Origin of the sequence: Bacillus sp. 41-22 (assembly GCF_025809295.1) — a bacterium.
Lineage (GTDB): Bacteria > Bacillota > Bacilli > Bacillales > Bacillaceae_G > Bacillus_A > Bacillus_A mycoides.
Map to the genome: position 1 here is coordinate 3044125 of NZ_CP084035.1, position 12524 is coordinate 3056648.

The window sequence follows — 12524 nt, forward strand, 5'->3', positions numbered from 1 at the left end:
CCCAGTTTCCTGAAAGAGTGGACTATACCTTCTCTACGGTCATTGAAGTAAGCAGCTTCTACCATAGGCTCGCCGTATTAACTATTCTATAAAATCAAATTGTTCTTGCCAATGATGGATTCGGTGGCAATTAGCACAAATTAATTCGCACTTATTCACTTCTTCTTCAAGTTTTGACAAGCTATAATGATTGATTGAATTCATATTTACGTTAAAATTTTTAGAGTTTGGATCTACATGATGAAAATCAAAGGCAGGTGTATTCATACCATCATGTTCCAAACCGCACTTAATGCATTTACCACCTAATTTGTTAATGAAGTTGACTCTTATTTCATACGCTCTCTTTTTCCTATAAGCATATCTTTGTTCTCTATGACGATAATTCCATTCGAGTTTGTATTGATTAGGAGTAGTATATTTACGACCGTTATGTCCATTAATATATTTTTTATCTCTGCCATACTTATCTTTGGATTTAATCATTTCACCACAACCACATACACACTCGATCATTGGAGCTTCATCGTAGACCTTTTTGAAATATCTTTGCTTTGGTGTTAATCCATCATTATGAACTTTTCTATTTGCCATTTCGTTATACTCCTTCGACTATATATAGTGTAAAATTATAATAACACCTCCTACATCAACCATATAATTAAAGGTAGAGATTACGGAATAATTCTGCACGAATGTCTGCTAACAATGTGCAAGTCTCTGAACCATTTGACTATATCACTATAGCCTCTGGCTGCTGATTGCCCTCGCCTTTACGTTAGGGTTTCCAGCAATTGAGCGAGTTTTTTAAAGTTGGAGCCGAATTAGTTAACCCCAACTAGATTAGGAACGATTTTATCCTGAATTGTCATTGTTGTCCCAATAGTACAACCTGCGCCCGCATGTGTATCTGGCATAATACGAATCTTGCTATCCTTTACGAATTCTTGGTTACAAAGATCAATAATTTGACCTGCTGCTGTTTCTTCTACGTTAGTAGTAAATACTTTCGCTTCATTGTATTTTCCTTGTAATTTCAACATCTTTTATTTCCCCTTTCCTTTAGTTTCTACAAAACAGATATTCATATATAATACATATTATTATACTTCCTACCACTATCCCCTATTTCCTTTTTCCCCCCAAAAAAGACACAGAGATTTCTCCCCATGCCTACTAATTCTCTACTTCTTCACCGCATGTACATAATGCACCGTCTCAAAAGCTTCTAAATAATCGTTTCGTCCCTCAAAATATAATTTATTAATATCCTCTGGTGATAAGTGCTCATAAATGAGTAAGCCCACCTTCTCTAACAGTGCTTCCATTTCGGTATAAGAAAAACACGATTTCATCGGCTCTCCGCCTATCTCAGCCATCTTTATCATATTTTCAACTCGATTGGATAATCCTTTTTCCGTAAATAAGTTTTCATCGGGATAATCGAAAACGATAGAACTTCCTGCTGGAACTATCTCGAATAAATATTCTATTAAACTGGAAAGTTCCTCTTTCGTTAAATAATACGTAACACCTAAAAGGCTAAAGAAAGTTTTTGTATTTTCAAATCCTTCATTACGTAACTTTTCATAAGGAAATTCTTTTGTAAAATCTATCGAAACAAAATGAAGATTACTTGGAATTTCAAGCCCTGCTTCTTTCACTCTTTCCACCTTAAAACGCTGCGTAGAAGGATGATCCACTTCAAATATTTCTATTTTATTCTCTAACTCTCTATGTCTAAAACTAAATGTGTCTAAGCCCGCACCGAGTATGACGTATTGCTTTGCACCTAATGCAATTTCATGTAATAGCACTCTTTCACAATATGCCGCGCGTGCCAAAGGTGTTGGTGATAATTGAACTTGTGTAATCCATTTTAAAATTCCTTTCGGATTGTCTTGAAACTGCTGTGCAATGTCTTTATTGAAAAAATGTATTCCTTGAACCATGTTCGTTTCAATATCATTACGTTCTTTTTGTGAAATAAGATCTTTAGCTACATAATCATCAAAGATTTTAGAACTATCAAATTCACTATGATACGCCCTTCCGAAAGCTGATACTAACGACGTTACACTTGCTTCACCTTGTTTCATGCACATACACTCCTTCATTTTCACAACAAAAATAGGGTTCCCCTGGCCAGGAGAACCCTATTATACACTTTATTTTTATATTGGTAAATTATAGCATAAATAAGTTTTTTTGTCAAGTTTTCAACCCATTACCGCTCCAACAATTTATGTATTCCTTGGCAGGAAGATTTCGATCCACATCGAATATTCCAGATTATAACAATACATATGGAGGCCAATATGAAACGACTAGTCATTATTACAGTAGGAAAAACGCACAGCGGAAAAACTACATTTGCAAAAGCGCTAGAAAAAGAGTTCCCCCACTCTTTCATTATGGATCCAGATAACCAAGCCGAATTTATTAACACGCATTATGAAAAATTACAGCCAACTGAAGGCCCTAATATATTTAAGCACGTTCTTTCGAAATTCATTGTTGATTATGCAAAAGAACATACGATTTTACACCTTATTATTTGCAACTCAAATAGAACCCGAAACGGACGAATGTATTTGCTGAATGAGCTGTTTAAGGAAGAGGAATATGTACGCATATTAGTTCATTTTGACATCCCAGATGATGTTCTTTATGAAAGAGTGACTCGTAGCAAGCGAAGTACAAATATATTTAGAGGTAACTATTCTAGTTTCAAAGAGGTACTCAATCGCCAACAGGCCGAATCACTGCATGAAGATGTGGTAGATCCTGTAGAAAATGAGGCTGATTATTTGTTTGTTATTCGCGATAGTAAAGATGTAAAATCTACTATAGAAGAAATTGTTCATCTTGCTGAAGATTTGTCCCCTATCCCAAAATAAGAGACTATAAGAATCACATAATCATAGATTATTATGCAAATACTTCCTCTAAGCGCCGAACATGGTATATAATGATAAAATAATCTACTTCTATATGCTCAATTTTACACAATAGAGTTCACTCATAGGAAAGAGGTACAAAAATATGAAAACAAAACAAACAATCGCTGCTTCTACACTAGCTTTAGCAATGATTGCGGGATCTACCCCTACTCATGCAGAAGTAAATGAAGCTACTCCCCAGCAAAGTACGGGAGATCGCTTAGCTGAAATTAAGCAACATAGACAAGAGTTAGATGCGAAATTACAGCAGCACAAAGAAAATGTGGATCAAACATTAAATGAACTTAACCAAGTTAAGGAAAATGTTGATACAAAGGTAAATGAACTACATGAACGTAAACAAGTTGCTGATGAAAAAATTGGCGAGATTAAACAACATAAACAAGAGTTAGATGCAAAACTTCAGCAAGACAAACAAATTGCCGAAGATAAAATCGCTGAAATTAAAGAGCATAAAAAGCAAGTAGATGAAAAAGTTGCTGAAATTAAAGAGCATAAGCAAACTGTTGATGAAAAGGTTAATGAGATTAAAGAACATAAACAAACTGTTGATGAAAAAGTGAATGAAATTAAGCAGCATAAAGAAAATATCGATGCAAAGGTTAATGAGCTTAAGGAAGTAAAAAAACAGGTAGATGACAAATTAGCTGAGTTAAAGAAAGCGAAACAAACTGCTGAGGACAAACTTGCTGAAATTAAAGAAAATAAACCGAATACAGGTAACACATTAGAAGAACTTAAGAAAATTAAAGGCAATTTAGATAGTCTTTCATCTAACTTAGAACTAGCTAAACAAGATGTGAAAAACAAACTAGCTGAATTACAAGAAGCTAGACAAGATTTACTAAATAAAATAAACGAAATGAAACAAGCGAAACAAACTGTTTCAGACGATTTAACAAAGAAAAAACAAGACTTAGATATTAAAATAAACGATTTTAAACATACTGAGAAAAAAATTGATGACAAATTAGCTGAGTTACATACAACAAAGCAAAATGTAGATAACAAAATTAATGAAGTATCACAATCGAAACAAACGCAAACAGACAATAACAATACTACTGTTCCAGCGAAAAACAGTGCTAGAGAACTTCCTAACGCTGGTAGTGAGCAATCAAGTAACGTGCCTTTAGGAATGTTATCTGTCTTAGGTGGACTTTTATTAGTAACACGAAATAAAATTAAAACGTTATTCTCAAAATAAAGCCATTATATCTATTTTAAAATAATCATACAAAGGCCAACTGCACATATATGTACGGTTGGCCTTTTTTCTTTATATTAGCTGTCCATCTCTAAGTGTCAATATACGATCACATACATCAAGCATTCTTTCATCATGCGTAATCATAATTGCTGCTTTTTGACTTTCTTTCACTTCACGTTTCATCATTTCCACGACTTCACGTGCGCGTTTTGAGTCTAAGCTTGCAGTTGGTTCATCCGCTAATATTAAATCTGGGTTGTTCATGAAAGCACGAGTGATTGCTACCCTTTGTTTTTCCCCGCCCGATAGTTGATTTGGATAATGAGTTTTTCTTTCAGATAATCCAAATGCTGCTAGCAAGTGATCCGCACGCTTTTCCGATTCTTGTTTGCTGTCTTTTTTTAACTTTGCAATGTAAAGCAATTGTTCTTTTACATTTAAATATGGAACAAGATTTGCGAACTGGAAAATGAAGCCGATTTTTTTCAAACGAATGTCTGTCATTTCCTTTTCTGATAACTTCGTAATATTTTGCTCACGAATGTAAATATCCCCTTTTGACGGTGATAATAAAGCACCTGCGATTGATAATAATGTACTTTTCCCTGATCCAGAAGGACCGACGATTCCGATAAATTCTCCAGCTTTCACATCAAGCGACATCGGATGAAGGGCTGTTACTTCCGTATTCCCTTCTCCGTACACTTTACTTACTTTGTCTAATTTCAATAATGAAGTCATTACATCCCGCCTCCAATTGCTTCTAATGCATCAACTTTTAATACTTGGTATAACGAAATAAGTGTTCCTAAAATACTAATGACGATAAAGATTGCTGCATATTGTGCAATCATTGGTGTTGTTAATAAGAACGGCATACCCGCTGGTAAAATTTGTTCTAATCCTTGTACAAGAACAATACTGATTACCATCGCAACGACTGATAAGAATAACGCCTGCACGACTAAGCTATTTGCTAAATAAGAATTTTTCGTACCGATTGCTTTTAGTACACCTAATTGCTGTGTTTTTTGCAGTGTAATTACGTAGAAGAATACACCGATTAGTAACGCAGCGATAACAAGTAAGAACGCAATGATCATCGTTAATGTTCCTTGCTCTTCTTTAAATCCTGGAATACTTTGTAGCACTTCTTTTTTGTCGATAACATGTGCATTTTTAATTTCTTTATCTGTATTAAGCGCAATTGCACTATAATCTTTTTGGTTTGGTTGTGAAATAGCGCCCCATACGTCTTCATTTACATAAACGACTGGTGTATGGCTAAACATTTGATCTTTCGTAAATCCAACGATTTTAAATTCTTTCTTTGAAACAGGATCAATAATTGTATCCCCAATATCGATTCCTTTTTCTTTAATTGATTCATCAGCAACCATTTCGTTATTTGCTGTACCTAATTTCTCGCCTTCTACAATTTTCGGTTCTAAAAATGAATCACGTTCACTTGAGAAAATAGCGACATCCACTTTTTTCGAACTATCTTTCTTTTCATACGTTGAAACTTTCACACGAAACGGAACGGCCTCTTTCTCGCCTACTTGATTTACTACGTTATCTACATCATCTTTCTTAATTTGTGAACGAAGTAATTTATTTTCTGCATCATCTGCTAATACAAACTTATTTGCCTCCATATTTTGAATCGATGAAGCATTATCATATGATAATCCATTTGCTAATCCTGAAATGACAAGGACTAAAAATGATAATAACACCATAATAAGTCCGATTAATCCGTATCTTAATTTTGATTGTTTTAATTCACGCAGAGCTAAAAACATTTCGCTCGCTCCTTCCTATTACTTTCTATGCACTTATCATAAAAAAGAAATATGAACGGAATATGAACGGAAGATTACAGAATGAAAATTAAATTTTCAGAAAGTATTGAAAACAATTAAAATCCTTGATACAATTCAGTCAAATAATCTTGACCGAGTAATTTAATTTGAGGAGTTGATCATTTGAAGCCCATGTTAACACTAACTACTTATAGCCAACTAAAAGCAATAAGCGATCCACTACGTGTCGAAATGATGATGCGTCTATGTGAACGTCCTTATACAGGACAACTACTATCTGAGAAATTCGGCATTCCAAGGGCGAAAATTCATTATCATTTAAAAGAATTAGAAAAGAATGGTTTTATAGAAATTGTGTATACAGAAGAAAAGAATGGCATCGTTCAAAAGTTTTATCAATCTGTCGCTAAAGGCTTCACCCCTGCCGCGAACCTATTACCTCATTTAGAAATATTAAGCGAATCAAGTCGCCAAATCTTTTTACAAATGACGGAAATGACGAAAAGCCATATTCTCGCTGCGCCAGAAGAAGCTTTTACATTACGAAAAGTAAGCGAAGACCCAGCTGATTGGAATTACGTTTCATCCTGCTGGGAATTTGATGCTACGCCAGAACAATTTCAAGTGTGGGTGAAAAAGTTTCATGAATTAATGGCTGAATTAAACGAAATCACAAAAGACGCGGATAAAGATCCAAATAGTAAATCTTATTACATTTCTACTACTGCACTTCAAATCGACGAGCGAGCAATGCAGCGCTTTGTTAAAAAAGAAGAAAAATCATAATACGATTTTTTTTACATAAAGTGAAACTTTAATCAGTGGGGGGGTTTTGTTCATCCCCCACTGATTATTAGTTGAACCAATCGGGCTTTTACGGGCAGTTGATCCCCCCACCTAACTTCTTTGCTTCCGCTGAATTTTGAGATGGGAGTCTTACTGCCCGTTAATGCGGGATAAACGGTCAAATTTATTTTACCGAATAAATTTATTATAAAGGAGTAGATTAAATGGACATATTGAAAAACCGGAATTTCCTCTTAATGTTTTTAGGGAGAATTTTTACAAACATAGGAGATAGCTTGTATTATGTAGCCGCGATGTGGCTCGTATACAAGCTGAGTGGTAATCCTTTTTATTCTGGATTGGCTGGTTTTCTTACGTTATTACCTTCTACACTTCAATTTCTTACCGGTCCATTCGTTGATAGATGGTCAATCAAAAACACCCTCGTCATTACACAAATTTTGCAATGCATTCTTATTTTAATCATTCCCATTACACACTACTTCGACCTACTAACAGTCCAACTACTACTCATCATCATGCCCATCGTAGCCTTTATCGAACAATTTGCCTATCCCGCACAATCGAAAGCTTTACCACTTCTACTGCATAAAACACAATTATTAAAAGGAAACTCTCTCTTTTCATTTGCTTATCAAGGCATTGACTTAATTTGTACGACTCTTTCTGGCATATTAGTAGCACTACTTGGCGCAATCACTTTATACGTAATCGACTCTTTTACATTCGCGATTACTGCCCTTTTGTTCTTTTCATTGAAAATGCCACAGCAAGCAGAAACCAATACATCACTTTCAACTAAACAATATTTCTCTGATTTAAAAGAAGGTTTTTCCATCGTCTTTCGTTCATTAATGGGCGTATTCTTAATCGGTTCAGTAGTCGCTAATTTTTCAATTGGTATGACAATGGCAATACTCCCTTCTTTCGCTGATTCTTTAGGAGGCGTGAAATCATATGGCTTCTTCTTAGCTGCTATATCAGCAGGTAGTCTCATCGGTGCATTATTCAGTTCATGGGTTGGCAAACGTAACGTTGGCCGTGTCTCTATTATTGGCTTTGCGACTGGCGCTATCTTTTGGTTTCTCTCTACGATTGTACCGTTTCAATGGCTCTCTATTATCTTATTCGGCCTAGCTTGGATTCCAATTGGTGCGACCAACATATTATTCGCGACAATTAGTCAAATTGTAATTCCAAATCAATATATCGGACGCATCAATACAGTCATAGGAAGTATGGGGAAAATTGCTATGCCGTTCGGTTCTTTAATTGGTGGATACACCGCAAATGTATTTAGTAGCCAACTCATTTTCGCGCTCGCTAGCATCGGTATTTTATTTATTTCTCTCGTATGGCTACTTCATCCGAAATTAAGGGCTTTGCCGAAAGCTGATGAAATTACAGCGGATACTTTTGAAGTTCGGTTTAAAGTAGAGCGCGGGAAAGGTACGGCTTTATAGCAGGAACAAATTTAACCCCGTTCTAAATTTGGGACGGGGTTATAATTATAATTATTTAATTTTGAATGAAAAATACTTCACTAAAAATATAACAATAGCACCAACTAAAACGTTCAATTATCGATTTGATGGCCAAGACCCCTGCATTTTCCTTAATTGAATAATTTGACCTGTATGATAAGCATCATGAAGCATAATGTCCAGTAATTTCCCCTCAAGTGAATTTTGCTCAAGCTCTTTTTCGGAAATTGCACTCAATGCCTGTCTTAAATTACGTTGGGCATTTTCACAACGTTCAACGACTTTCTTCCATTCCTTATCATCATTAGATTGATTGGTAAGATAAAAGGTTTCATCACCGTCGAGATTATGTATCCATTCACGGTCTTCCAAGTTTGCAGCAAGTCTCTCTTTGTAATAAATGAGATGATTAACGTTCTCCCAAATGGTTTTAGTTGCCTCTCCATATGGTTTCCAGATAGCCTGTTCGGCTGTAAGTCCTTCTATAGCATGTTTAAACGGTGCATACCAACTCTCTTTATCGAATGTGGAATCTAGTCCGTTTAAAAACAAGTCAATTCGTTTCAAAGTAATCGCCTCCCTAAATAGTTAAAGTTTCAATAAAATCCTTATAACTCTGTAGAGATTCTACATTTTTAAATAAACTTCCTGCTAATCTTATTCCACAAACTGACCCAATTGTGAAATAGAATGACTCGCATTTTTTCAAACAACTTTTTATCACTTTACACGTAAGTGATAATATATTGACCAATTGACAAAAATAAGAAGAGGCTGTTCTAAAAACAGCCTCTTCCTTTCCATCTATTTAGGAAGCTCAACCCGAACAGTCGTCCCTTCCCCTTTCGTGCTATAAACTGAAACGTTTCCTTGATGCAGTTCAACAATTTTCTGCACGATAGATAATCCTAAGCCGCTTCCTTCTACGTTTCTTGCCCTTGCTGTGTCTACTTTGTAAAAACGATCAAATATACGATCCATTTCTTCTTGTTCCATACCAATTCCGTTATCTGATATAGAAATGACAATACCGGATTCTAATTCTTCTACAACAAATTCAATCGTCCCGCCATCGTTTGAAAACTTAATGCTATTCGTAAAAATATTACTCCATACTTGATGTAGTAGGTTTTCATCACCTTCTATAGATATGTCCGGTACATCAAATTCAACAGCTATATCTTTTTCACGCCATTTCCATTCGAGCATAAAAATGACGTCTTTAATTTGCTTCTGCAGATTGAATTCTTTTATCTGTAAAACCTTCTCTTCTTTATCTAATGAAGCAAGCGTAAGTAACTGTTTACATAAACTAGACATCCGCTTACTTTCACCCTCAATAATTTTCAAGTAACGTTTTCTTTCCTCTTCACTCATATTCTCCGATTGTAATGTTTTCGAAAAACCTTGTATCGAAGAAAGTGGAGATTGGAATTCATGAGAAACGTTAGAAACGAACTCTTGTCTCATTTGGTCTAATTCTTTAATGCTCTTTGTCATCTTTTGAAAATTATTCGCTAGTGTACCAATTTCATCTTTTCGATTTTCATCTAATTCGATATCATATTCACCACTTGCAATCTTTTGAGTCGCTTTCGTAAATGTTCGAATAGGACGAACGATATAACCTGCTGCAATCGCTATAAAAATAATACTTAATAAAACGATAAACCCAAGTAATACCGCTAAGAAAATTCTCATCTCGCCAAACTGTTGCTGAATGTCAGGGCGAATGAATAAAGCGTACTGTTTATCATCGTGTTTTAGCGGTACACCGACACTATTAATTAATTCATTATCGAAAAATCCTGTAATAAAGAGGCGCGTTGGATATGTGGAAACGCCATTAAACGTCTCACCTTGCAATACTTTATGAACGGTATCATCACTAATTGTTATCTTACGAAACGCATTCCCAATACGCTTTCCATGATTTTCGTCATCTACAATATAAATTTCATACCCTAACTTCGCAATAGACTGTAAGTATGCCTCTTTATTCTCTTCACTTTGCTTTTCATATAATGATTTCACTTCTTTAGCATACATTAAAATCTTTTCACTATTGTACGGTTTTAACTTCACTTGATAATATACGTTCGTTAATAAAAAACCGATAATACTACTAAGAAGCATAATACCGACTGTCATAAAAACAAATCTAGAATATAGTGATTTCATTTTATTTCAACTCCAACTTATAACCGAGTCCGCGTACTGTCGTAATTTGAAAATCATCTGTTCGTTTTGAAAAACGATCTCTCAGTCGCTTCACATGAACGTCAACTGTTCGTTCATCTCCTTCAAAATCCATTCCCCACACTAATTCAATTAATTCTTCTCTCGAAAATGTTCTACCAGGATAACTAGCAAGTTGTGATAATAATTCAAATTCCTTTAATGGAAGCAAAATCGTCTGACCGTTACACTTCACTTCAAACCCTTTTCGGTCAATTATCGTCCCGTGTAATGTAATAATATCAGCGCTAAGCATTTGATAACGGCGCAATAAAGCTTTCATACGGAAAATTACTTCAGCTGGTTCAAATGGTTTTACAATATAATCGTCCGTACCAGAAATGAATCCTTTTTCTTTATCGACTAGCTGATCTTTTGCAGTTAATAAAATAACAGGTATATCATGATACTTCCGGATTTCTTCGCATAACGTATAGCCATCAACAAACGGCATCATAATGTCTACTATCGCAAGATGAATATTTTCTTTCTCTAAAACGCCTTGCGCTACCTTTCCATCTTCCGCTTCAAAAACTTTAAAGCCCTCTTTTTGTAAATGGTAATGCAATAACTCTCTAATATGTTTATCATCATCAGCTAATAAAATATGTATCATCTTCATTAAACCCTCTCTTGTTCATCCTTCTACATTCTTACATTAAGAAACAATTGTACTTTTTGCAAGAAAAAGAAAAACAAACTGCTATTAGTTTTTTTGAATAAGAGTTGATACATAATACGCTACAAGCCAACATTTTAAGATAAATAAAAAGAATCTATTTTGAAAAAAATTATTCAAAATAGATTCTTTCGTTTTAGTATTAAGATTATTTTAATAAAAACAATTTCTACTCTTACTAAGCTTTAGAAATATCAACAAATCCTTCTCCGAACACATCACGAACATCGTGTATAGCGATGAACGCAGCCGGATCCGTAGTTTGAACAATCCGTTTTAGCTTCACTACTTCTTGCTTATTAATAACAATATAAAGAATTTCCTTCGGCGTTTTCGTGTAATAGCCATGACCTGAATACACGGTAACCCCTCTGCCCATTAAGGTAGTTACCTTCCCGGCAATTTCATTCGGGTTATCAGAAATAATCGTAATGGCTTTCTTCGGATTTAAACCTTCAATTACAAACTCCATCACTTTCGTTGCTACATATAGCATAATAATTGTTATCATCAGTTTTTCTGCACCAATGATGAAATAAGATGAAAACGCAACAATTAAATCGAAGAACAGTAAACCATAGCTAATGCTCCATCCTAAATATTTATGCGTCATCCTTGCTAAGATGGTAGTACCTGCTGTTGTTCCGCCAACACGAATAATAAGACCAATCCCGCACCCAATAAATATTCCTCCGAAAATGGCATTTACAAGCATTTCATCCGAAGTAATCGTCCAACCTTCTGTCAAATGAAGGAATAGCGAATTCGTAACTACAGCAATAATCGTATAAATTGTTGTGATCTTGTTTAAAAATTTATAACCGGCTATTAACAATATTGCATTTAAAATTAAGTTGACTAAGCCTGGTGACCACTCAAATAAATAGTACGTAATAATCGTGATACCTGTTACCCCGCCCTCACCAAACTCGTTCGGAATAACAAACAAATTCACACCTAACGCAAAAAGAAATGCACCAATAATAATAAAAATAATGTCTGTCGTTCTTTTTTTCATACAGTACCTCACTTCTTATGTAAATATTTATTCTGTCATAAACTCTCACCATTATATCGTGGAATATTCAAATCGAACAGTGGTTTATTTTTATTTTAATATAGGGTAATAAATCAACTTCATCCTACATCCACAAGTAATTAAAAAAGTAAAACAACTGTATTTATTATGTGCTACAAATAAAGTTTTGATTTCACATGCAATTCACGCTAAAAAGTGAATATGAACACTTACTCGCACAAACTTCGAATAAAAAACAAATAGGCGAAGCTATAGAATAGACTTCGCCTCAAGCGTGT

Annotated in this window: 13 protein-coding genes; 4 read left to right on the forward strand and 9 right to left on the reverse strand. The window is 34.8% G+C overall.

Features of this window, described 5'->3' with window-relative positions; translation table 11 throughout:
- Positions 1-81: 81 nt before the first annotated feature.
- From LCF45_RS15530 to LCF45_RS15540, 3 genes are all read right to left on the reverse strand, one after another.
- The gene (locus tag LCF45_RS15530) at positions 82-594 is read right to left on the reverse strand and encodes a hypothetical protein (RefSeq protein ID WP_263892940.1); all 513 of its coding nucleotides are present in this window, start codon (positions 592-594) and stop codon (positions 82-84) included.
- 230 nt (positions 595-824) lie between these two features.
- Entirely contained in the window at positions 825-1043 is a 219-nt protein-coding gene (locus LCF45_RS15535) for an RtcB family protein (protein ID WP_002110694.1), read from the reverse strand.
- Between the two features lie 141 nt (positions 1044-1184).
- Entirely contained in the window at positions 1185-2105 is a 921-nt protein-coding gene (locus LCF45_RS15540; RefSeq protein WP_078206917.1) for a class I SAM-dependent methyltransferase, read from the reverse strand.
- 213 nt (positions 2106-2318) lie between these two features.
- Here LCF45_RS15540 and LCF45_RS15545 point away from each other — a divergent pair, with 213 nt between their 5' ends.
- The gene (locus LCF45_RS15545; RefSeq protein ID WP_263892941.1) at positions 2319-2900 is read left to right on the forward strand and encodes an ATP-binding protein; all 582 of its coding nucleotides are present in this window, start codon (positions 2319-2321) and stop codon (positions 2898-2900) included.
- A 145-nt stretch (positions 2901-3045) separates the two neighbouring features.
- The gene (locus LCF45_RS15550) at positions 3046-4170 is read left to right on the forward strand and encodes an LPXTG cell wall anchor domain-containing protein (RefSeq protein ID WP_263892942.1); all 1125 of its coding nucleotides are present in this window, start codon (positions 3046-3048) and stop codon (positions 4168-4170) included.
- Between the two features lie 72 nt (positions 4171-4242).
- Here LCF45_RS15550 and LCF45_RS15555 read toward each other — a convergent pair whose 3' ends face one another.
- Both LCF45_RS15555 and LCF45_RS15560 read right to left on the reverse strand, forming a co-directional pair.
- Positions 4243-4914: an ABC transporter ATP-binding protein gene (locus LCF45_RS15555; protein WP_002128101.1), complete on the reverse strand. Its 672-nt coding sequence runs from the start codon at positions 4912-4914 to the stop codon at positions 4243-4245.
- Positions 4914-5978, reverse strand: a complete 1065-nt coding sequence (locus LCF45_RS15560) for an ABC transporter permease (protein ID WP_048516809.1) — start codon at positions 5976-5978, stop codon at positions 4914-4916. The genes LCF45_RS15555 and LCF45_RS15560 overlap by 1 nt, the downstream gene beginning before the upstream one ends.
- Positions 5979-6161: 183 nt before the next feature.
- Here LCF45_RS15560 and LCF45_RS15565 point away from each other — a divergent pair, with 183 nt between their 5' ends.
- A complete protein-coding gene (locus LCF45_RS15565) occupies positions 6162-6785 on the forward strand; it encodes an ArsR/SmtB family transcription factor (RefSeq protein WP_033734133.1) in 624 nt (207 codons plus the stop codon).
- Between the two features lie 224 nt (positions 6786-7009).
- Positions 7010-8269, forward strand: coding sequence for an MFS transporter (locus tag LCF45_RS15570; RefSeq protein ID WP_033734131.1), 1260 nt, complete (start codon positions 7010-7012; stop codon positions 8267-8269).
- A gap of 117 nt (positions 8270-8386) precedes the next feature.
- Here LCF45_RS15570 and LCF45_RS15575 read toward each other — a convergent pair whose 3' ends face one another.
- The 4 genes from LCF45_RS15575 to LCF45_RS15590 form a co-directional block, all read right to left on the reverse strand.
- Complete coding sequence (locus LCF45_RS15575; protein WP_002128104.1) at positions 8387-8857, reverse strand: DinB family protein; 471 nt, start codon at positions 8855-8857, stop codon at positions 8387-8389.
- A gap of 237 nt (positions 8858-9094) precedes the next feature.
- Positions 9095-10471 carry a sensor histidine kinase gene (locus tag LCF45_RS15580; RefSeq protein WP_263892943.1) on the reverse strand — a complete coding sequence of 459 codons (1377 nt, stop codon included), beginning with the start codon at positions 10469-10471 and terminating at the stop codon, positions 9095-9097.
- A 1-nt stretch (position 10472) separates the two neighbouring features.
- Positions 10473-11150, reverse strand: a complete 678-nt coding sequence (locus LCF45_RS15585) for a response regulator transcription factor (protein WP_002013739.1) — start codon at positions 11148-11150, stop codon at positions 10473-10475.
- Positions 11151-11385: 235 nt separating this feature from the next.
- Positions 11386-12225 (reverse strand): YitT family protein, encoded by an 840-nt coding sequence (locus LCF45_RS15590; protein ID WP_003190353.1) that lies wholly within the window; start codon positions 12223-12225, stop codon positions 11386-11388.
- Positions 12226-12524: the final 299 nt, after the last annotated feature.

Bases quoted from the DNA above. Each gene is read 5' to 3' on its own strand.
- LCF45_RS15570 (WP_033734131.1), top strand. From the start codon at position 7,010: ATGGACATATTGAAAAACCGGAATTTCCTCTTAATGTTTTTAGGGAGA.
- LCF45_RS15585 (WP_002013739.1), bottom strand. From the start codon at position 11,150: ATGAAGATGATACATATTTTATTAGCTGATGATGATAAACATATTAGA.
- LCF45_RS15545 (WP_263892941.1), top strand. From the start codon at position 2,319: ATGAAACGACTAGTCATTATTACAGTAGGAAAAACGCACAGCGGAAAA.
- LCF45_RS15555 (WP_002128101.1), bottom strand. From the start codon at position 4,914: ATGACTTCATTATTGAAATTAGACAAAGTAAGTAAAGTGTACGGAGAA.
- LCF45_RS15560 (WP_048516809.1), bottom strand. From the start codon at position 5,978: ATGTTTTTAGCTCTGCGTGAATTAAAACAATCAAAATTAAGATACGGA.
- LCF45_RS15535 (WP_002110694.1), bottom strand. From the start codon at position 1,043: ATGTTGAAATTACAAGGAAAATACAATGAAGCGAAAGTATTTACTACT.
- LCF45_RS15530 (WP_263892940.1), bottom strand. From the start codon at position 594: ATGGCAAATAGAAAAGTTCATAATGATGGATTAACACCAAAGCAAAGA.
- LCF45_RS15590 (WP_003190353.1), bottom strand. From the start codon at position 12,225: ATGAAAAAAAGAACGACAGACATTATTTTTATTATTATTGGTGCATTT.
- LCF45_RS15540 (WP_078206917.1), bottom strand. From the start codon at position 2,105: ATGTGCATGAAACAAGGTGAAGCAAGTGTAACGTCGTTAGTATCAGCT.
- LCF45_RS15550 (WP_263892942.1), top strand. From the start codon at position 3,046: ATGAAAACAAAACAAACAATCGCTGCTTCTACACTAGCTTTAGCAATG.
- LCF45_RS15580 (WP_263892943.1), bottom strand. From the start codon at position 10,471: ATGAAATCACTATATTCTAGATTTGTTTTTATGACAGTCGGTATTATG.